Source organism: Micromonospora sp. NPDC049366, from assembly GCF_044466625.1.
In the GTDB taxonomy this organism is placed as follows: domain Bacteria; phylum Actinomycetota; class Actinomycetes; order Mycobacteriales; family Micromonosporaceae; genus Micromonospora.
In genome coordinates this window covers 1-19,059 of record NZ_JBITMV010000015.1, presented here as the reverse complement: position 1 = coordinate 19,059, position 19,059 = coordinate 1, and the positions used below count along the sequence as shown (strand labels likewise).

General features: G+C 72.7%; 19 protein-coding genes. 10 read left to right on the top strand and 9 right to left on the bottom strand.

Annotation, left to right across the window (positions count from 1 at the left end; translation table 11 throughout):
• Positions 1 to 172: 172 nt before the first annotated feature.
• The 3 genes from ACIBTV_RS21160 to ACIBTV_RS21150 form a co-directional block, all read right to left on the bottom strand.
• The gene (locus ACIBTV_RS21160; protein WP_396707281.1) at positions 173 to 853 is read right to left on the bottom strand and encodes a response regulator; all 681 of its coding nucleotides are present in this window, start codon (positions 851 to 853) and stop codon (positions 173 to 175) included.
• Entirely contained in the window at positions 850 to 2,070 is a 1,221-nt protein-coding gene (locus ACIBTV_RS21155; protein WP_396707279.1) for a sensor histidine kinase, read from the bottom strand. The genes ACIBTV_RS21160 and ACIBTV_RS21155 overlap by 4 nt, the downstream gene beginning before the upstream one ends.
• Before the next feature lie 78 nt (positions 2,071 to 2,148).
• Complete coding sequence (locus tag ACIBTV_RS21150) at positions 2,149 to 3,075, bottom strand: RecB family exonuclease (RefSeq protein ID WP_396707277.1); 927 nt, start codon at positions 3,073 to 3,075, stop codon at positions 2,149 to 2,151.
• 181 nt (positions 3,076 to 3,256) lie between these two features.
• Here ACIBTV_RS21150 and ACIBTV_RS21145 point away from each other — a divergent pair, with 181 nt between their 5' ends.
• The 3 genes from ACIBTV_RS21145 (at position 3,257) to ACIBTV_RS21135 (ending at position 5,970) form a co-directional block, all read left to right on the top strand.
• Complete coding sequence (locus ACIBTV_RS21145; RefSeq protein ID WP_396707612.1) at positions 3,257 to 4,315, top strand: site-2 protease family protein; 1,059 nt, start codon at positions 3,257 to 3,259, stop codon at positions 4,313 to 4,315.
• Entirely contained in the window at positions 4,312 to 5,316 is a 1,005-nt protein-coding gene (locus ACIBTV_RS21140) for a tRNA (adenine-N1)-methyltransferase (RefSeq protein ID WP_396707275.1), read from the top strand. The genes ACIBTV_RS21145 and ACIBTV_RS21140 overlap by 4 nt, the downstream gene beginning before the upstream one ends.
• Positions 5,317 to 5,397: 81 nt before the next feature.
• Positions 5,398 to 5,970 carry a hypothetical protein gene (locus ACIBTV_RS21135; RefSeq protein WP_396707273.1) on the top strand — a complete coding sequence of 191 codons (573 nt, stop codon included), beginning with the start codon at positions 5,398 to 5,400 and terminating at the stop codon, positions 5,968 to 5,970.
• A 136-nt stretch (positions 5,971 to 6,106) separates the two neighbouring features.
• Here the strand turns inward: ACIBTV_RS21135 and ACIBTV_RS21130 are convergent, their stop codons facing one another.
• On the bottom strand, positions 6,107 to 6,403 hold the full coding sequence (locus ACIBTV_RS21130) for a ferredoxin (RefSeq protein ID WP_396707610.1): 297 nt from the start codon (positions 6,401 to 6,403) through the stop codon (positions 6,107 to 6,109).
• A 178-nt stretch (positions 6,404 to 6,581) separates the two neighbouring features.
• Here ACIBTV_RS21130 and arc point away from each other — a divergent pair, with 178 nt between their 5' ends.
• From arc to prcA, 7 genes are all read left to right on the top strand, one after another.
• Positions 6,582 to 8,363 carry a proteasome ATPase gene (gene arc / locus ACIBTV_RS21125; RefSeq protein WP_396707271.1) on the top strand — a complete coding sequence of 594 codons (1,782 nt, stop codon included), beginning with the start codon at positions 6,582 to 6,584 and terminating at the stop codon, positions 8,361 to 8,363.
• Positions 8,364 to 8,572: 209 nt separating this feature from the next.
• Complete coding sequence (locus tag ACIBTV_RS21120) at positions 8,573 to 10,540, top strand: hypothetical protein (protein ID WP_396707269.1); 1,968 nt, start codon at positions 8,573 to 8,575, stop codon at positions 10,538 to 10,540.
• 106 nt (positions 10,541 to 10,646) lie between these two features.
• Entirely contained in the window at positions 10,647 to 12,164 is a 1,518-nt protein-coding gene (gene dop, locus ACIBTV_RS21115) for a depupylase/deamidase Dop (protein ID WP_396707267.1), read from the top strand.
• A gap of 104 nt (positions 12,165 to 12,268) precedes the next feature.
• On the top strand, positions 12,269 to 12,484 hold the full coding sequence (locus ACIBTV_RS21110; RefSeq protein ID WP_067366797.1) for a ubiquitin-like protein Pup: 216 nt from the start codon (positions 12,269 to 12,271) through the stop codon (positions 12,482 to 12,484).
• Positions 12,485 to 12,688: 204 nt separating this feature from the next.
• Complete coding sequence (locus ACIBTV_RS21105; protein WP_396707265.1) at positions 12,689 to 12,928, top strand: endonuclease VII domain-containing protein; 240 nt, start codon at positions 12,689 to 12,691, stop codon at positions 12,926 to 12,928.
• The gene (gene prcB / locus ACIBTV_RS21100) at positions 12,847 to 13,686 is read left to right on the top strand and encodes a proteasome subunit beta (RefSeq protein WP_396707263.1); all 840 of its coding nucleotides are present in this window, start codon (positions 12,847 to 12,849) and stop codon (positions 13,684 to 13,686) included. The genes ACIBTV_RS21105 and prcB overlap by 82 nt, the downstream gene beginning before the upstream one ends.
• Before the next feature lie 51 nt (positions 13,687 to 13,737).
• Complete coding sequence (prcA, locus tag ACIBTV_RS21095; RefSeq protein ID WP_396707261.1) at positions 13,738 to 14,568, top strand: proteasome subunit alpha; 831 nt, start codon at positions 13,738 to 13,740, stop codon at positions 14,566 to 14,568.
• A 118-nt stretch (positions 14,569 to 14,686) separates the two neighbouring features.
• On the opposite strand, the gene ACIBTV_RS21090 is transcribed toward prcA, so the two are convergent.
• The 5 genes from ACIBTV_RS21090 to rfbD are packed head-to-tail and all read right to left on the bottom strand — an operon-like array spanning position 14,687 to position 18,959.
• Complete coding sequence (locus ACIBTV_RS21090) at positions 14,687 to 15,715, bottom strand: glycosyltransferase family 2 protein (RefSeq protein WP_396707259.1); 1,029 nt, start codon at positions 15,713 to 15,715, stop codon at positions 14,687 to 14,689.
• Positions 15,712 to 17,019, bottom strand: coding sequence for a polysaccharide biosynthesis protein (locus tag ACIBTV_RS21085; RefSeq protein WP_396707257.1), 1,308 nt, complete (start codon positions 17,017 to 17,019; stop codon positions 15,712 to 15,714). Before ACIBTV_RS21085 ends, ACIBTV_RS21090 begins: the two co-directional genes overlap by 4 nt.
• Positions 17,016 to 17,717 (bottom strand): glycosyltransferase family 2 protein, encoded by a 702-nt coding sequence (locus tag ACIBTV_RS21080; RefSeq protein WP_396707255.1) that lies wholly within the window; start codon positions 17,715 to 17,717, stop codon positions 17,016 to 17,018. Before ACIBTV_RS21080 ends, ACIBTV_RS21085 begins: the two co-directional genes overlap by 4 nt.
• A complete protein-coding gene (locus ACIBTV_RS21075) occupies positions 17,710 to 18,081 on the bottom strand; it encodes a DUF2304 domain-containing protein (RefSeq protein WP_396707253.1) in 372 nt (123 codons plus the stop codon). The genes ACIBTV_RS21080 and ACIBTV_RS21075 overlap by 8 nt, the downstream gene beginning before the upstream one ends.
• Complete coding sequence (gene rfbD / locus ACIBTV_RS21070) at positions 18,078 to 18,959, bottom strand: dTDP-4-dehydrorhamnose reductase (RefSeq protein ID WP_396707251.1); 882 nt, start codon at positions 18,957 to 18,959, stop codon at positions 18,078 to 18,080. Before rfbD ends, ACIBTV_RS21075 begins: the two co-directional genes overlap by 4 nt.
• Positions 18,960 to 19,059: the final 100 nt, after the last annotated feature.

Sequence of the window (19,059 nt, the reverse complement as noted above, 5' to 3'; positions counted from 1 at the left end):
ACCGACCTCCGGCCGCCGGACAGACACCCCGTGCCCGACGCTAGGAGCTGACGCCACGTGAGGGTCAACCGCGCCAGACCGTTTGCGGTCACGGTAGGTGACGACGGCAACAGCGCCGTCGGACCAGGGAGGGATTCGCGCGTACGCCCGGGGCGCTAGCCGAGCCGGCCCGCTACGCCCCGGGGCGGACCAGACCCGTCTCGTACGCGAGCACGACCGCCTGCACCCGGTCGCGCAGCCCGAGCTTGGTGAGCACATGCCCGACGTGGGTCTTGATGGTGGTCTCACTCACCGACAGGGCGGCGGCGATCTCCGCGTTGGACAGCCCACGGGCCACCTGCACCAGCACCTCCCGCTCCCGCTCGGTGAGCACACCGAGCGATCTCGGCGGTGCCGCCGACGGGTCGGGCAGCACGTCGGCGAAGCGGTCCAGCAGGCGCTTCAGGATGCGCGGGGCCACCACCGCCTCCCCGGCGGCGACGGTCCGGATCGCGGTCACCAGGTCCTCCGCCGGCACGTCCTTCGCCAGGAACCCGCTCGCCCCGGCCCGCAGCGCCCCCACCACGTACTCGTCGAGGTCGAAGGTGGTCAGGATCAGCACCCGCACCGGCAGCCGGGCGTCGACGATCGCCCGCGTCGCCGCCACCCCGTCCATCCGTGGCATCCGGATGTCCATGAGCACCACGTCGGGCAGCAGTCGGCGGGACAGCTCCACCGCCTCCACCCCATCACCGGCCTCCGCCACGATGTCCAGGTCCTCCTCCGCGCCGAGGACCATCCGGAAACCGGTGCGCAGCAGCGGCTGGTCGTCGGCGAGCAGGATGCGCACCGGCCGCGCCGCCCGATCGGTCATCTCGTCCCCCGTTCCACCGGTCCCGCCGGGACCGGCCCCGGCTGCACCTCCACCGGGATCCTCGCGTACACCCGGAAGCCGCCGCCGGCCCGCGCGCCGGTCCGCAGGACACCACCGTAGAGCGCGACCCGCTCCCGCATGCCCACCAGGCCGTGGCCCACCCGCTCCCCGTCCGGCCGTGGCCCCCGCCCGGTGTCGGTCACCTCCACCTCCAGCGCCGTCGGCCCGTGCGTCAGCCGCACCTCGGCCGTCGCCGTCCCCGCGTGCTTGAGCGCGTTGGTCAGCGCCTCCTGCACGATCCGGTAGACCGCGAGCGCCACGCCCTCCTCCAGCACGCCGGGGGTGCCCTCGACGTGCAGCGTCACCGGCAGACCCGCCTCGCGTACCTGCTCGGTCAGGGCGTCGATGCCGGCGAGCCCCGGCTGCGGCGCGAGGTCGTCGACCGGCTCGGTGTCGGTACGCAGCACGTCCAGCAGCCGGCGCAGCTCCCGCAGCGCCGCCCGGCCGGTCTCCTCGACGGTGCCGATCACCTCCTCCGCGGCGTCCGGGTCACGACGCAGCACCCGACGTGCCCCGGTGGCCAGCACCCCCATCACGCTCACGTGGTGCGCCACCACGTCGTGCAGCTCCCGGGCGATGCGGCGACGCTCGTCCGCGACCGCCTGCGCGGCCAGCGCGCGCTGCCGCTCCTCCGCCACCCGGGCCCGCTCCCGCAGCGCCCGGGTGGCCGCCCGCCGGGCGTGCGCGATCCGGCCCACCGCGTACGACAGGAGGCCGACCAGCAGGTTGTTCAGCACCAGGTAGCCGGGGGCGACCGCGACCGCCCCGTCCGGCGGGGCGAGCAGGCTGGCCACCACGACCGGCAGCCAGAGCAGCGCCGCGGCCAGCGCCGCCGACCGGGCCGGCCGGCGTGCCGCGACCGTGTACGTCAGGACGGCGAACGCCAGCCCCTGCGCCGTCGTGCCGGTGCCCGTCAGCACCGGCACCGCCAACGTCGCCACCGCCACGCCGACCGCCGGCCAGGGCGCCACCCGGCGCAGCGCCACCGGCAGCGCGCTGAGCGCGCTCCACCCCAGCATCGCCGGCAACCCACGCGGCCACAGTTCACGCGGGGTGAGCAGGACGAACACCAGCTCCAGAGCCACCAGGCCGGCGGCGAGCAACGCGTCGGCGGCCAGCGGGTGCCGGCGCAGCACCCCGATCGGGCCCTCGGTCATACCGCGACGCTAGTCGCCGTGGCGCCCTGTGATGATCGTCGCCGAGGGGGAGCCCGGTCTCCTCCCCGAGGAGGAGGGTTACTCGTCGGCGCCGGGCGCGGCCGGCCGGGTGCGGGCATCACGCAGCGGGTCGGCGCCGGTGACACCGACCGGGAACGGCGGCGGGGTGCCCCCGAAGCTCGGGCACAGCGCCTGGTGGCTGCACCAGTCGCAGAGACGACTCGGCCGGGGCCGGAAATCCTGCCGCTCCGTGGCCTGCTCGATCGCCCGCCACAAGGCCACGACCGTCCGTTCGAAGCGCAGCAGCTCGTCGGCGTCGGGGGCGTAGTCGAGGACCTCGGCGTCGCGCAGGTAGAGCAGCCGCAGCACCCGGGGCACCACCCCGCGGGTGCGCCACAGCACCAGCGCGTAGAACTTCAGCTGGAACAGCGCCCGCGCCTCGAACGCCTCACGCGGCGCGCCGCCGGTCTTGTAGTCGACGACGCGCAGCGCGCCGTCCGGCGCCACGTCGAGACGGTCGAGGTAGCCCCGGATGAGCAGCTCGTCGTCGACCACCGCGGAGATCAGGCTCTCCCGCTCGGCCGGCTCCAACCGGCGCGGATCCTCCACCGTGAAGTAGCCCTCCAGCAGCGCCGCGGCGGAGCGGAGGAACTCGGCCGCGCCGGCCGGATCGCCGTCGGGGAAGATCCCGGCCAGCTCCGGTTGCTCGGTGACCAGCCGGTCCCACTGCGGGGCGACGAGGTCACCGGCCGCCGACGGGGTGCGCCCGTCGGCCGGCAGATCGAACAGCCGCTCCAGCACGGCGTGCACCAGCGTGCCCCGGGCCTGCTCGACCGTGGGGCGCTCGGGCAGCCGGTCGATGCTGCGGAACCGGTAGAGCAGCGGGCAGGTCTTGAAATCCGCCGCCCGCGACGGCGAGAGCGACGCCCGCACCGTCGGCGGGACCGCCGGCGGCCCGTCCGCCGGGGCCGCGGGCTGCTGGGTCGTCACCGGTTCCGCCGTCATGTCCGGAACACTAGGCGACCCCTGTGACAGCATCGGCGCCCGCCGCCCGCGCGCCGCATGACGATCAGTCCGTAGCATCGACCCGATGGAGCAGACGTCCCGGCCGAAACGCCGGCCCGGCCGCAGACCCGCCCTGACCATCGGTCGGGTGTTCGGCGTACCGCTGCACCTGAACGCGTCGATGCTCCTGCTCACCGTGCTGGTGACCGTGCTCTACGCCGAGTTCGCCCGCAACCAGCTCGCCCTGTCGCAGCTCAGCGGCTACGTCATCGGCGTCGGGTTCGTGGTGTCCCTGCTCGGGTCGGTGCTGCTGCACGAGCTCGGCCACGCCCTGACCGCCCGCCGGTTCGGCATCGGTGTGCGCGGGATCACCCTGGAGCTGCTCGGCGGCTACACCGAGATGGACCGCGACGCGCCGTCACCCCGCGTCGACCTGCTCGTGTCGCTGGCCGGGCCGGCGGTGTCGGCGGTGCTGGGCGTCCTCGCGGTCGCCGCGACCCTGGCCCTGCCCGACGGCACCGTCGCCAACCAGCTCGCCTTCCAGCTCGCGGTCAGCAACGTCATCGTCGCGGTGTTCAACATCCTGCCCGGGCTCCCGCTGGACGGGGGCCGGGCGCTGCGCGCCGCCGTCTGGGCGCTGACCCGGGACCGGCACCGCGGCACCGAGGTCGCCGGCTGGGTCGGCCGGGCCGTCGCCGTCGGCACCACCCTGCTGGTCGCCGCGCTCACCCTCACCCACCGGCTGGCCCTTCCCGCGCTGCCGCTGATGCTGCTGGTCGCGTTCACCCTGTGGCGCGGCGCCGGCCAGTCGATCCGGTACGCCCGGATCAGCCGCCGCTTCCCGCTGATCGACCTGACCCGGCTGGCCCGACCGGTCTGGCCGGTGCCGACCGGCATCCCCCTCGCCGAGGCGCAGCGCCGCGGCGCCGAGGACGGCCCACCCGGCGCGGCGCTGCTCGTCACCGACGGCGCCGGCCGACCGGTCGCGCTGGTCGACCCGACCGCCGCGGCCGCGGTGCCCGCCGAGCGTCGGCCCTGGCTGCCGGTCGACGCGGTGTCCCGGCCCCTGACCGCCCTGCCGACCCTGCCGGTGGAGCTGGACGGGGAGCGGGTCATGGACAGCGTGCAGACCCACCCGGGCGCGCAGTACGTCGTGACGGCAGGCGAAGATGTCGTCGGCGTTCTGCACATAGCGGATCTCGCCCAGCTCCTCGAACCCGACCGGAAGATGAACACGTGACCGCAACTCCCAACGCCGTGCCGGCCGACGCCGCCCCCTCCGATCGACCCGGTCTGACACCGGTGCACCGGGGCCCGTTCCGCGTCGGCGACCGGGTGCAGCTGACCGACCCGAAGGGGCGCATGCACACGGTCACCCTGGAGCCCGGCAAGGCGTTCCACACCCACCGCGGCATCCTGGAGCACGACGCGCTGATCGGCCAGCCCGACGGCAGCGTCGTCACCACCACCGGGGGCGGCACCGCGTTCCTCGCGCTGCGGCCGCTGCTCTCCGACTACGTGCTCTCCATGCCGCGCGGCGCGCAGGTGATCTACCCGAAGGACTCCGCGCAGATCGTCGCCATGGGTGACATCTTCCCCGGCGCGAAGGTCCTCGAGGCCGGCGCCGGCTCCGGCGCGCTGAGCTGCTCGCTGCTGCGCGCCGTCGGCACCGAGGGGGAACTGCACTCGTACGAGCTGCGCGAGGACTTCGCGCACATCGCCAAGCGCAACGTCGAGGCCTTCTTCAACGGGCCCCACCCGGCCTGGCACCTGCACGTCGGCGACGTGGGCCAGTGCACGGAGACCGGGTTCGACCGGATCATCCTCGACATGCTCACCCCGTGGGAGAACCTCGACATGGTCGAGCGGGCGCTGGTGCCCGGCGGTGTGTTCATCGGCTACGTCGCCACCACCCCCCAGCTGTCCGAACTGGTCGAGGCGCTGCGCGAGCGGGGCGGCTGGACCGAGCCGCGCGCCTGGGAGTCGCTGGTGCGCGACTGGCACGCCGAGGGCCTCGCCGTCCGCCCGGACCACCGGATGATCGCGCACACCGCGTTCCTCGTCTCGGCCCGCAAGCTCGCCCCCGGGGTCACCGCCCCGCCGCGGCGGCGTAAGCCCAGCAAGGGCACCGAGGCGTACGTGCAGCGTCGCCAGGTGCTGCGCGAGGCGGAGGCCCGCCAGGCCGCGGCCGCGCAGGCCGCCGCGGCGCCGGCCGAGCCGACGGAGACGGACACGCCGTGACGGCAACGGGCGGCCCGGCATGAGCGCACGCACCGGCGGCGCGGACCAGACGCACGACGTCGAGCGGGAGGAACCGACGGCATGAGCAGCCCGGGCTACGGCGGAGGCGACCTGCCCGCGGTCTTCCCGGACTGGTCGCCGTACCAGGACCTCGAGTCGGCCGCGCGGGCCTACCTGCGGGACCCGGACGTCGCCCTGGAGGCGCTCGGCGGGGTGCTGCGGGGCGCGTCCGTGCTCGGCTTCACCCTGGAACGGTTCGTCAACGAGGTCAACGGGGTGTGGCAGGAGGTCGTGGTCTGCGACGGCAGCCGGCTGATCCTCTGGCACGGGGAGGACGTGCCGCCGGGGGAGGGGCCGCCCGGCGCGATGACCTCGTCGCTGCGGGTCGTGCCGGTCTCCACGGTCACCGAGGTCGGCTGCCGTCGCCGGCTCACCCGCAGCGACAGCGGCGCGATCCGGGTCGACAGCATCGACGTCTACCTGCTGCTCACCTCGCTGGACGAGGCGCCGCCGCCGGAGGAGGCGGCGGGCGCGCCCCGGCACGACGCGCTGCGCTTCGGCAAGACGCTCGACGACGGGGGCGCCGGGCAGATCGCGCGGCTGGAGGAGTTCGCCCGGCTGGTCGCCTCGGTCGTCGGCCGTCCGGTGCTCTGAGTCGTACCGGCCGGATCCGCGGGCCGGCCGGGTCGATTCCGTGGCCCGGCGGCCCGACCCGGCTCAGTCGAGCGGCCGCCCGACCCGGGCGTGCGGTGGTGTCGTCTGCCCGGCGGTCGTGGTGGTGCGGTCGGCGTCAGGCGTCCTCGGCGGCCGGGCCGGCCACCTCGCGGCCGTCGTCGGCGCGCACCACGTGGATGCACTCGCCCGGGCACTCCTTCGCGGAGTCGATCACCTCGAGCCGCAGGTGGGCGGGCACGTCGACCCGGCTGCCCGGGGCCAACCGCAGCTCACCGTCGGTGCCCTTGACGTAGGCCAGACCGTCGATGTCGAACTCGAAGACCTCCGGGGCGTACTGCACGCAGAGCCCGTCGCCCGTGCACAGGTCCTGGTCGACCCAGACCTCGAGCTGGTCCGTCGCGACCTCCGCCACCGGAGCACCCCCCATGTTCTCCCGTCCCACGCCCCGACGGTACCCGAACGCCCAGACCGGTCCCGCGAGCCACCCTTGGCGATCAAGGTTCGGTGACGAGGGCGTTGCGTGGGACCGAATCGCGCTCATAGCGGCTAGTGTTAGGGCAGAACGTTCAAGCCCCCCGGGGAGGTGGGACGTGGCACGCAGCGACGACGCGGACTCGCGCGCCGCACGGTGGGAGAAGGAGGCCCACGATCTCTCCACGCAGGTCGCGTTCCTGCAAGAGGAACTCGCTCTGGTGCGGCGCAAGTTGACCGAAAGCCCCCGACACGTCCGGCAGCTCGAAGAGCGGCTGGCAGCCACCCAGGCGCAGTTGGCGCGGCTGACCGAGAACAACGACCGGCTCGTGAGCACCCTCAAGGAGGCTCGCGCGCAGATCGTGACGCTCAAGGAGGAGATCGACCGCCTCGCCCAGCCACCGAGTGGCTACGGCGTCTTCCTCGCCCGGCACGACGACGGCACTGTCGACGTCTTCACCGGTGGCCGCAAGCTGCGGGTCGCCGTGTCGCCGTCGCTCGACGTCGGCGAGCTGCGGCGGGGGCAGGAGGTCCTGCTCAACGACGCACTCAACATCGTCGACGCCTTCGGCTACGAGCGGGTCGGCGAGGTGGTCATGCTCAAGGAGGTGCTGGCCGGGCCCGACGGCGCGTCGGGTGACCGGGCGCTGGTGGTCTCCCACTCCGACGAGGAGCGCATCGTGCACCTCGCCGAGACCCTGATCGGCAGCGCGATCCGGGCCGGCGACTCGCTCATGATCGAGCCCCGCTCGGCCTACGCCTACGAGCGGATCCCGAAGAGCGAGGTCGAGGAGCTGGTCCTGGAGGAGGTGCCCGACGTCGACTACACCGACATCGGTGGCCTCCACGCGCAGATCGAGCAGATCCGCGACGCCGTGGAACTGCCCTTCCTGCACGCCGACCTGTTCCGCGAACACCAGCTCCGTCCGCCGAAGGGCATCCTGCTCTACGGCCCGCCCGGCTGCGGCAAGACGCTGATCGCGAAGGCCGTCGCCAACTCGCTGGCGAAGAAGATCGCCGAGCGGCGGGGCGAGGAGAAGCACACCAGCTTCTTCCTCAACATCAAGGGCCCCGAGCTGCTCAACAAGTACGTCGGCGAGACCGAGCGGCACATCCGGCTGATCTTCCAGCGCGCCCGGGAGAAGGCCGGCGAGGGCACGCCGGTGATCGTGTTCTTCGACGAGATGGACTCGGTCTTCCGCACCCGCGGGTCCGGTGTCTCCTCGGACGTGGAGAACACGATCGTCCCCCAGCTGCTCAGCGAGATCGACGGCGTCGAGGGGCTGGAGAACGTCATCGTGATCGGCGCCTCCAACCGGGAGGACATGATCGATCCGGCCATCCTGCGCCCCGGCCGGCTCGACGTGAAGATCAAGATCGAGCGTCCGGACGCCGAGGCGGCCAAGGACATCTTCTCCAAGTACATCCTCTCCGGCCTGCCGCTGCACCCCGACGACCTGGCCGAGCACGGCGGCGACCCGCAGGCCACCGTCGCCGCCATGATCGACGCGGTCGTGCTGCGGATGTACTCGGAGACCGAGGAGAACCGCTTCCTCGAGGTCACCTACGCCAACGGCGACAAGGAAGTCCTCTACTTCAAGGACTTCAACTCCGGCGCGATGATCCAGAACATCGTCGACCGGGGCAAGAAGATGGCCATCAAGGAGTTCCTCACCTCCGGCCGTAAGGGGCTGCGCCTGCAGCACCTGCTCGACGCCTGCGTCGACGAGTTCCGGGAGAACGAGGACCTGCCCAACACCACCAACCCGGACGACTGGGCCCGGATCTCCGGCAAGAAGGGCGAGCGGATCGTCTACATCCGTACGCTCGTCTCCGGCGGCAAGGGCGCCGAGGCCGGCCGGTCCATCGAGACCGCCAGCAACACCGGCCAGTACCTCTGACCGGACGACCGCGAAGCGGCGGCATCGGGAACCTTCCGGTGCCGCCGCTTCACGCGTCGACCGGCCGTGCGCACCGTCGCCCCCGGCCACCGTGGGGGACCGAGGGCCCCACGGTTCCCCGCTAGACTTCGGCGACCGTCAGCACGAGAAAAGGGACAACCGTGGGCGTCGACACCGCCATCGATCAGCCAACAGAGCCGCTCGGGCCGGTGGCTCGCGGACCGGTCGCCACCCCACCGGCGTCCCCGCCGGCACGCCGCCGCCCGGGCCTCCGCTTCGTCGTGCCCGCCCTCCTCGCCGCCTGGCTCGTCCCGCTCGCCGCGTCCCTCGCCCACGCGGCCTGGCTGCTGCCCCCACTCGTCCTGCTCGCCACCGCGAGCCTGCTGCGCGGCGGCCGCACCCTGCTCGACCGGGTCCTGCTGGCCCTCGTCCTGCTGGGCGGGCTCACCTGCGCCGTCGGTCTGCTCTTCACCGTCTGGCCCTGGCACCTCGACCCCGTGCCCGTCGCCGGGCTCGCGTTCACCGTCCTGACGCTGCTCGCCGTGGCGTACCGGCGGATGCCCACCCTGCCGATGCCCCGCTGGTCCGACCTCTTCTCCGCGGGCGTCGCGGCCGTCGCCATCGGCTACCTCGCCACGCCCTACCTGCGGGCCTCCGGGTTCGGCCAGCGGCTGAACCTCGCGATGGTCGGGGAGGACAACGGCCGTCACCCCGCCCTGATCGACGCCATCGGGCGCCTCGGCGGTTACGTGTTCGTCGACACCTCCGCCTCCCGGGGCGAGATCTTCACCCAGCTCGTCCACTACCCGCAGGGCTGGCACCTCAACGTGGCGCTGCTGGACGGTTTCCTCCGCGACACCTCCGGCCCCACCAACGGGCAGGCCCTCTTCGACCACTACGCGTTCTGGACCCTGGCCAGCCTCGGCCTGCTGATCCTCACCCTGGTCTGGGCCGCGCAGCACGTCGCCGGCCCGCTCCACCCGCTGCGCCGGATCGTGCTCGTCGTCGCGGTCGCCGCCCTGGTCCTCGGCACCGAGCTGCCCCGGCTGCTGGTCGCCGGCTACCCCAGCGAGATGTTCGGGCTCAGCCTCGCGGTCGTCCTGGCGGCCCTCGTCGTCCGGCCCGTCGACGGCTTCCGCGAACAGCTCGTCCTGCTCGGGGCGCTGCTGATCGGCATCGGCTTCAGCTACTACCTGTTCCTCTTCCCCGCCGGAGCCATGGTGCTCTGGTGGCTCGTGGTCGAGCGCCGCCGGCTGCGCACCCGCCCCGGCACGGTCGCGGTCGTCGCGCTGCTCACCGCCGGGCTGGCGCCGTTGACGGCCCTGCTCGGCGTCTTCGTCGCCGGGCAGAGCGAGGCGCTGGCCGCGCCCGGCGGCACGCCACCGGTGGAGACCTACAACGCTCTGCTCGGCCTCGGCGTGATCGTGCTCGCCGCGGTGTTCGCCCGCGCCAACCTCGCCGAGCGCGTCTGGCGCCGCTTCCTGCTGGTCGCCGCCATCGCCGCGCTCTTCGCGGCGGCCATCGCCGCGGCCAACATCCTGAACGGGACGCAACCGGCCTACTACTTCGGCAAGACCGCCCACCTGGTCCTCGCGCTGCTGATCATCGGCGTCGCCGCCCCGCTGAGCCTGCTCCCCGTGCCGCCGTCGCGGGCGGAGACGCGGGACGCCCGCGGTTGGGCGGCGAGCCTCCCGGCGGTCGCGACGGCGGCCCTCGTGACGGTCGCGCTGCTCGCCGGCACCGGCCTGGTCGGCTGGACCGGCGGCTTCTTCCACCGCAGCGGCAGCAACGGCACCTGGGCCAAGGACTGGGCGCGGCGGGACGTGGGCAAGATGTCCCGCCCGGCGTCCGTCACCTCCGCCGCGTTCCGCAACTACCCGGCGATCCCCGGCACGACCACCCTCGTGGTGGACAAGCAGGGCCTGCACGGCTACCGAGAGTCGATCTTCCTCTCCGCCCTGCAGGGCACCAGCGGAAAGACCGAGACCGGCATTTACTTCCCGGTCTACGAGGAGCCCGCCCGCACCGGGGAGATCCTGCGCCGCGTCGCCCGTCCGCTGCGCCTCATCGTGGCCGACCCGGCCGCGCAGAACGCCATCGACGCGGAGCTCAAGAAGGACCCCTCCCTGGCCGAGGGGCTCACCGTCGTGCCGCTCAAGCCCGCCAAACCACGGTAGGCCGAGTTTCCCCGCGTGGTCACGCTGCCCGGTGGCCCGCCGCGCAGACTAGTCTCGATGGTGTGCGGCGGCTGCCGGCCGCGTGGCTGAGCGAAGCGAGTGGTGTATGACTGTACGGCGGATCATGGGCACCGAGGTCGAGTACGGCATCTCCGTGCCCGGCCAGGCCGGTGCCAACCCGATGGTCACCTCATCGCAGGTGGTCAACGCCTACGGGGCGCGCCCGGAACTCAACCGCGGGGGCCGGGCCCGCTGGGACTACGAGGAGGAGTCACCGCTGCGCGACGCGCGCGGTTTCACCTACTCCGGCGCGGCGTACGACCCGGCGGAGGCGCTGGCCGACGAGGACCTCGGGCTCGCCAACGTGATACTCACCAACGGCGCCCGGCTCTACGTCGACCACGCGCACCCGGAATACTCCACCCCCGAGGTCACCAACCCGATGGACGTGGTGCGCTGGGACAAGGCCGGTGAGCGGGTGATGGCCGAGGCCTCGCGGCGGGCCGCCACCATCCCCGGCACCCAGCCGATCCACCTCTACAAGAACAACACCGACAACAAGGGCGCCAGCTACGGCGCCCACGAGAACTACCTGATGCGGCGGCAGACCCCGTTCGCCGACATCGTCGCCTACCTGACCCCGTTCTTCGTCACCCGGCAGATCGTCTGCGGCGCCGGCCGGGTCGGCATCGGTCAGGACGGCGGCCAGAACGGCTTCCAGATCTCGCAGCGCGCCGACTTCTTCGAGGTCGAGGTCGGCCTGGAGACGACCCTCAAGCGGCCGATCATCAACACCCGCGACGAGCCGCACGCCGACGCCGACAAGTACCGGCGCCTGCACGTCATCATCGGCGACGCCAACCTCTCCGAGATCTCCACCTACCTGAAGGTGGGCACCACCGCGCTGATCCTCACCATGATCGAGGAGAAGGCGCTCGGTTCCGACCTCGGGATCGCCGACCCGGTCAGCGAGCTGCGGGCGGTCAGCCACGACCCGTCCCTGACCCACCTCATGCGGCTGCGCGACGGCCGCCGGCTCACCGCGCTGGACGTGCAGTGGGCGTACCTCGAACGGGCCCGGTCCTTTGTCGACGACCGCTACGGCAACGACGTGGACGATCAGACCGCCGACGTGCTGGCCCGCTGGGAGAGCGTCCTGGACCGGCTCGGCCGCGACGCCTTCCTCTGCGCCGACGAGCTGGACTGGGTGGCCAAGCTGCGGCTGTTGGAGGGCTACCGGGAGCGGGAGCAGCTCGGTTGGGGCTCGCACAAGCTCCAACTGGTCGACCTGCAATACTCCGACGTCCGGCCGGAGAAGGGCCTCTACCACCGTCTGGTCTCCCGGGGTGCCATGAAGACGCTGCTCACCGACGAGCAGACCGCCACGGCGATGACCGAGCCACCGGAGGACACCCGGGCCTACTTCCGTGGCCGTTGCCTCGCCCAGTACGCCTCCGAGGTGGTCGCCGCCAGCTGGGATTCGGTCATCTTCGACGTGGGCCGTGAGTCGCTGGTCCGGGTGCCGATGATGGAGCCGGAGCGGGGCACCCGCAAGCATGTCGGGGCGCTGTTCGACCGTTGTGAGAGCGCCAAGGACCTGCTCGAGGTGCTGACCGGAGGCTGACCGCCCACCAAGGTCGTTCCCCGCACGCCGACAACGGCGTGCGGGGGGTCTTTCGTCGCCCCCGCGAGGTAAGTTTCTCGCAGGAGATCGTGGAGGAGGCAGTCATGGCCACTCGTGACAGCGGCGGTCAGTCGCAGTCGGGCAAGTCCCGCCAGGGCGAGGAGATCGAGGACGTCACCACCGAGGCGAACCCGGAGGTCGCCGAGCGGCACGCCGAGATCACCGAGGACGTCGACGACCTGCTCGACGAGATCGACTCCGTCCTCGAGGAGAACGCCGAAGAGTTTGTGCGGGGCTATGTGCAAAAGGGGGGCCAGTAGCACATAGAGGGGCAGTTCGGGCACGCCCGTGCCTTTGGATGATCGAGATGGCACGCACCGGTGCCGCGACCACGACGAGTTGCCTGCCCGAAGGGCATCGCCGTCGTCCGGGCTGCGGTGAGGTCGAGCGCTCGATCGGTTTCCGCGTAACCGCTCGGGCAGTGGGGCTTCGATGCGCTCCCGGCCGAGCATGGTGGGGTCCGCGTGGTCTGCGGGGGCCCCGATCCGGAACATGTGGACCACGATCATCGCACCGGATGGGTGCGCGGGATACTCTGCTTCAACTGCAACGGTGGTCTTGGCCGGTTCCGTGACAGTCCCGCGAGGCTGGCCAGGGCGATCACGTATCTGAGAGGAACCACGTGGCAGCGGGTTTTGATCCATCCGGGCGTCTACCAGATGTGTTCACCAACGCGGGGACGTCCTCCTTCACCTCGTTCCTGAGCAAGGTGGCCCCCGAGATGCTGCCCGGCCGTCGGCCGCTGCCGCCGGGCATGGCCGCCGACCTGGCGCCGCACGCCACGACCATCGTGGCCATCTCCGCCGCGGGCGGTGTGGTGATGGCGGGCGACCGGCGGGCCACCATGGGCAACCTGATCGCGCAGCGCGACATCGAGAAGGTGCACCCGGCCGACGCCTATTCGCTGGTCGGCATCGCGGGCACCGCCGGCATCGGCATCGAGCTGATGCGACTGTTCCAGGTGGAGCTGGAGCACTACGAGAAGATCGAGGGCGCGATGCTCTCGCTCGACGGCAAGGCCAACCGGCTCGCCGCGATGATCCGGGGCAACCTGGGCGCGGCGATGCAGGGTCTCGCGGTCATCCCCCTCTTCGCCGGGTTCGACCTCGCGGCGAACGACCCGGCCCGGGCCGGCCGGATCTTCAGCTTCGACGTCACGGGCGGCCCCTACGAGGAGACCGGCTACGACGCCATCGGCTCCGGTTCGCTCTTCGCGAAGTCGGCGCTCAAGAAGCGGTTCCGGGCGGGGCTGTCGCTCGACGACGCGGTCCGGCTCGCGGTCGAGGCCCTCTACGACGCCGCTGACGACGACACGGCCACCGGCGGGCCCGACCTGACCCGCCGCATCTACCCGGTCGTGATGACGGCGACCGCGGAGGGCACCCACCGGCTCAGCGACGCCGAGACCGCGGCGATCGCCGAGAGCGTGGTCTCCGGCCGCATGGAGAACCCGGGCGGCTGAGCCGTCCACAGTCAGCAGTCGTCCGCACAGCGCTAAGGAGAACCAGCCGCCGTGGCTATGCAGTTCTACGCCTCGCCCGAGCAGATCATGCGCGACCGCTCCGAGCTGGCCCGCAAGGGCATCGCCCGGGGGCGCAGCGCGGTGGTCCTGAGCTACGCCGACGGGGTGCTCTTCGTCGCCGAGAACCTCTCCAGCGCCCTGCACAAGGTCAGTGAGATCTACGACCGGATCGGCTTCGCCGCCGTCGGCCGCTACAACGAGTTCGAAAACCTGCGCCGGGCCGGCGTCCGGATGGCCGACCTGAACGGGTTGAGCTACGACCGGCGGGATGTGACCGGTCGGGCGCTCGCGAACGCGTTCGCGCAGACCCTGGGCGCCATCTTCACGGAGCAGTCGAAGCCGTTCGAGGTGGAGATCTGCGTGGCCGAGGTCGGTGCGACGGCCGACGCCGACGAGCTCTACCGGCTCACGTACGACGGCTCGGTGAACGACGAGCCGGGCCGGATGGCCATGGGCGGTCAGGCCGAGGCGATCACCGGCGTGCTCAAGTCGGAGCACCGGGCGGACATGACGCTGGCCGAGGCGGTGAAGGTGGCCGTACGGGCGCTGGGCAGCGTCGGCGGGGAGGGCGGCGCCGCCCGCACCATCGCCGCCAACCAGCTGGAGGTGGCGGTCCTCGACCGCCGTCGGGTCGGTCGGACGTTCCGCCGGATCACCGGCGCGGCGTTGACCGCGCTGCTCGACGGGGACGGCGCGAAGGCGGAGTCCGCCGCGGCCACCCCGGAGACGCCGGCGACGCCGACGGAGGAGGCGCAGAAGCCCACCACCTCGGCGGGCTCGGCCGACCTCGAGGACAAGCCGGGGAACACGCCCGAGCAGTAGGTGGCTGTGGCGCTCGGCCGGGGCCCGGTGGTGACACCAGGCCCCGGCCGTCGCGTTCGTGGGGCAGCGCGACGGCCCGGCGTTGGCTTCCCCGAGCGCCGTGGCTACCCGGGCGCCGTCAGCGGCGGCGCAGCAGCGGCTTGGCCAGGGCCCAGTAGGCGGCGGCGATCGCGTTGAACACGCCCATGCCGGGCGGCGCGTCGACGTTCGACGGGGCGACCCGGGCGGTCATCAGCTCGGCGACGACACCGTCGGGGACGGTGCGCTCGGCCTGCAACTGGCGCCGGCGGCTGCGCAGCCAGGCCCGGTTGCGCCAGATCCAGCCCCAGCCGCGCACCTTCTGCTTCGGCCAGCCGCCGGCGAGCGCCGCCGCGACCATGGCGGCCTCGGTCAGCAGCAGGACCGGCGCGAGGACGACGAGGGTGCGCGTCTCGTACGCGGTGAGCAGGGTGACCAGCCGGTTCCGTTCGACGAGGTAGAGCTTCAGGTCGTTGCGGGAGAACTCGTAGTGGTGCCGGACGACGGCGTCGGGGACGTACTCCAGGCGCAGCCCGCGCTGCCAGAGCCGCAGGCTCAGCTCGGTGTCCTCGTGGTAGGCGAAGTACTCGGCGGCGAAACCGTCGAGCTCCTGCCAGCGTCGGCGGCTGATGACGAAGCAGCATCCGCTCAGCGACGGGACGGTGGTGCGTCGGGCGTGCGCGGTCGCCGGTTCACCGTTGCCGCCGGCCCAGGACAGGCCGGTGAAGTGCAGCGGGTTGCCGGAGGTGTTGATGAGCTCGGGGGTGTCGGCGAGCCGGATGGAGGCCATCGCGGCCCCGACGCCCGGCTCGGCGGCCACCTCGACGGTCTTCGCGAGCGCGTCCGGCGCGACGATGGCGTCCGAGTTGACGAAGGCGAGCCATTCGCCGCCGGCCTCGGCGGCGCCGACGCGGCAGCCGCCGGAGTAGCCGGTGTTCTCCTCGGGCCGCACGACCCGTACGCCGTCGAGGCCCTTGACGACGTCGATGCTGTCGCTGGTGCAGCCGTTGTCGACGACGATCAGCTCGATGTCGACGTCGGTGCTGTCCAGGACGGCTCGGGCGGCGTCGACCAGGTACGGCTCGGCGCCGTACGCGAGCATCACCGCGCTGACCTGGGGTCGGTTCATCGGACGCCTCCGGATACGGGGGTCGTGGCGGCCGCGGGGGCCGGCGCGGCGGGGGGCGTGGTGCGGGTGGCGCCGCGCAGGAACAGGGCCATGACGGCGGCGACCACGACGGAGCCGACGGTGTAGCCGAGCTCCACCCGCAGCGCGACGGAGAGCGGGGCGAGGGTGGCGATGACCAGCGCGGCCACGCCGAGGGTCCACGCGACGGCCTGGGCGCGGTGCCGGTCGAGCGCGAGCAGGGCCTGGCCGAGCACCATCGCCCACAAGTAGGCGAGGGTGGCGACGGAGAGCCAGGCGAAGTCGCCGCGGTCGAGCACGCCGGGCGCGTCGAAGAGCGCGCCGACGAGCCAGGGGCCGAGCAGGACGGCGCCGACCGCGCCGAGCAGACCGAGGGCGCTGACCACACCCAGGGCCCGGCGCAGCAGGCCGTGGAAGGCGGCGTGGTTGCCGGTGGTGGCGGAGGTGGCGAGCCCGGGCAGCAGCGACGCCTGGAGCGAGGCGAACACGAACAGCGGGATCCGGACCAGGACGAGCGCGGAGAGCAGCGCGCCGGCGGTGGCCACGTCCGACGGGGCGAGGACCCGCGCGTTGATCACGCCGACGTTCACGACGACCTGGGAGAGCAGGCTGGAGGCGGTGAGCAGGCCCAGCCCGCGCAGCAGGGCCGGCCAGGCGACGGGCAGGCCGCCGCCGATCGCGCGGAGCACCGGCGGCAGGGTCGCCAGGACGCCGATCAGGGGCGCGGCGACGAGCACGGCGCCGTACCAGACGGGTTCGGTGACACCGGCCAGGCCGAGGAGGGCGACGAACGCGATGCGCAGTCCGCCGTCGACGCCGAGCTGGCCGCCGTACCAGGGGAAGAGTTGGAGGCCGGAGAGGACGCCGCGGGTGGTGTAGGCGACGGCCATGGCGGCGAGGGACCCGACGAGCACCCAGACCATCGCGCCGTCGCCGTCGAAGAGCCGGTCGGCCAGGACCCGGTAGCCGGCGAGGACGATGACCACCATGACGACGAGGACCCCGGCGGCGACGGCGGCGCCGCGGGCGAGCACGGGACCCGGCGGTAGCCCCTGGGTGCGCCGACCGGCCACGATCCGGGCGACCTCCTGCTCGACCGGCATGAACACGCCGATGCCGAGGGTGAAGACGATCGACCAGAGCACGGAGAGCGACGAGTAGTCGGCCTTGTCGAGGCTGTGCCCGGCCACCGCGAGGTGGACGTAGGAGGCGAGCCCGAGCAGGCCCAGCCCGGCACCGATGGCGATGGTGCCGGGCGGGACCAGGTTCAGCAGACGGCGGATCACCGGCGGATGAGCGCGAGGGTGAGGACGGCGAAGGCCCGGCCCAGGTAGATCATCGCCTTGGCAGGGGAGTGGCTCGGCGTGCCGGCCATGCGCTTACGCATCGCGACCGGGACCTGCCGGATCCGGTAGCCGCGGCGGGCGGTGTGCACGAGGGTCTCGACCGTGTCGCCGAGGTACTCCACCGGGTACCACCGGGCGAACATCTCGATGACGCGGCGGTTGGCGGCCCGGAAGCCGGAGGTGGTGTCGGTGAGCTTGGTGCGGGCGACCCGGGAGAGCACCGCGGAGAGCATCACCATGGCCCAGCGGCGGGGGCCGCGGACGCTGTAGTCACCCTCGCCGGCGAACCGGGCGCCGATCACCAGGTCGTTGTCGTCGAGCAGGTCGACGAGCTTGGGCACGTAGCGGGGGTCGTGCTGACCGTCGGCGTCGATCTGGATGGCGACGTCGAAGTCGTGCTCCCAGGCGTACCGGTAGCCGAGCCGCATGGCGCCGCCCACGCCGAGGTTGTAGGGCAGCTTGGCGACCCGGGCTCCGGCGGCGGCCGCGACGTCGGCGGTGCGGTCGCTGGAGCCGTCGTCGACCACGAGCACGGTGACGCCGGGCAGCTCGCCGCGGACCTCGTTGACCACGTCGCCGATGGATCCCGACTCGTTGAGGGCCGGGATGATGATCAGGACACGCTTGCCGTTAACCATCGTGAGACACCAGTTCGTTCCGGGCGGCACGCTCGGCGTCGATCTCGGCGCGGAGCAGGGCGAAGTCTTCGGCGAGGGTGCGGGTCTCCTCCTCCAGGGCGCTGACCTCCCAGCTCAGGTGCACGCACACCAGCAGCAGGAAGACGATGCCGAGGAAGAGGACGAGGCTGACGCCGGAGGCGACGCCCAGGAGGCCGGCGACGCTGTCGAGCAGTCGGGGGAACAGCGACAGCGGGATGACGATCACCAGCACGCCGAGCCACAGCATGCCGTACTTCTCGCGGAGCTGCCGGCGACGCAGCAGCTCGATGATCGTGCCGAGCAGTATCAGACCGGTCAGACCGGTGACGAGGGTGAGCTTCATGAGACCTTCCACGGGGGAGCGGAGGATGCGAACGCGGCACGGAGGGTGTCGTGCCAGTCCGGCAACGGTGTCAGGCCCGCAGCGGTCCAACGGTGGTGCCCTAGCACACTGTACGCCGGTCGTGGTGCGGGACGCGGAAACCGGTCACTGGTCGTGGGTCGGATCCGGTCCGGGTCGAGACCGCGCAGCGCGAAGGCCGCGCGGGCCAGGCCGTACCAGGTGGTGCGGCCGGCGCAGGTGCCGTGGTAGACGCCGGCCGGGGCGCGGCCGGCGAGAGCCGCGTCGGCGAGCTCGACCAGGCGGGTGGCCAGGGCGTACGACCAGGTGGGCTGCCCCTGCTGGTCGTCGACGACGTCGAGGTGATCACGCTGCTCGGCGAGCCGGAGCATGGTCGCGACGAAGTTCGGCCCGTGCGCGCCGTAGAGCCATGCGGTACGGACGACGTAGCCGGTGTCGGGGAGCAGCCGGGTGACGGCCTGCTCGCCGACGAGCTTGCCGCGGCCGTACGCGTTGATCGGCGCGGTCGGCGCCTCCTCCGGGTACGGGTGGTCGGCGTCGCCGGGGAAGACGTAGTCGGTGGAGACCTGGATGAGCCGGGCGCCGGTGTCGGCGCAGGCCCGGGCGAGGTGCGCCACGGCGTGTCCGTTGACGGCGGTGGCGGCGTCCTCGTGGGTCTCGGCGCCGTCGACGTCGGTCCACGCCGCGCAGTTGATCACCACGTCGTGTCCCGCCACGGCGGCCTGGACGGCGGTGGCGTCGGTGATGTCGAGGTCGGCGCGGGTGGCCGCGGTCACCTTCAGGTCGGGCCGTCCGCCGAGCACGTCGAGCAGGTCACGCCCGAGCATGCCGGCGGCGCCGGTGACGAGCAGCCGCGTCATGCGGTCGCGTTGGGCTTGAGGGGCTCCCACCAGGTCCGGTTGTCGCGGTACCAGGCGACGGTCTCGGCCAGGCCGTGGTCGAGGTCGATGCTGGGGGTGT

What these genes read in the sequence shown, in the direction of transcription:
- ACIBTV_RS21160 (WP_396707281.1), bottom strand. Translation starts at nt 853, where the DNA reads ATGACCGATCGGGCGGCGCGGCCGGTGCGCATCCTGCTCGCCGACGAC.
- ACIBTV_RS21155 (WP_396707279.1), bottom strand. Translation starts at nt 2,070, where the DNA reads ATGACCGAGGGCCCGATCGGGGTGCTGCGCCGGCACCCGCTGGCCGCC.
- ACIBTV_RS21150 (WP_396707277.1), bottom strand. Translation starts at nt 3,075, where the DNA reads ATGACGGCGGAACCGGTGACGACCCAGCAGCCCGCGGCCCCGGCGGAC.
- ACIBTV_RS21145 (WP_396707612.1), top strand. Translation starts at nt 3,257, where the DNA reads ATGCTCCTGCTCACCGTGCTGGTGACCGTGCTCTACGCCGAGTTCGCC.
- ACIBTV_RS21135 (WP_396707273.1), top strand. Translation starts at nt 5,398, where the DNA reads ATGAGCAGCCCGGGCTACGGCGGAGGCGACCTGCCCGCGGTCTTCCCG.
- dop (WP_396707267.1), top strand. Translation starts at nt 10,647, where the DNA reads ATGACTGTACGGCGGATCATGGGCACCGAGGTCGAGTACGGCATCTCC.
- ACIBTV_RS21110 (WP_067366797.1), top strand. Translation starts at nt 12,269, where the DNA reads ATGGCCACTCGTGACAGCGGCGGTCAGTCGCAGTCGGGCAAGTCCCGC.
- ACIBTV_RS21090 (WP_396707259.1), bottom strand. Translation starts at nt 15,715, where the DNA reads ATGAACCGACCCCAGGTCAGCGCGGTGATGCTCGCGTACGGCGCCGAG.
- ACIBTV_RS21080 (WP_396707255.1), bottom strand. Translation starts at nt 17,717, where the DNA reads ATGGTTAACGGCAAGCGTGTCCTGATCATCATCCCGGCCCTCAACGAG.
- ACIBTV_RS21075 (WP_396707253.1), bottom strand. Translation starts at nt 18,081, where the DNA reads ATGAAGCTCACCCTCGTCACCGGTCTGACCGGTCTGATACTGCTCGGC.
- rfbD (WP_396707251.1), bottom strand. Translation starts at nt 18,959, where the DNA reads ATGACGCGGCTGCTCGTCACCGGCGCCGCCGGCATGCTCGGGCGTGAC.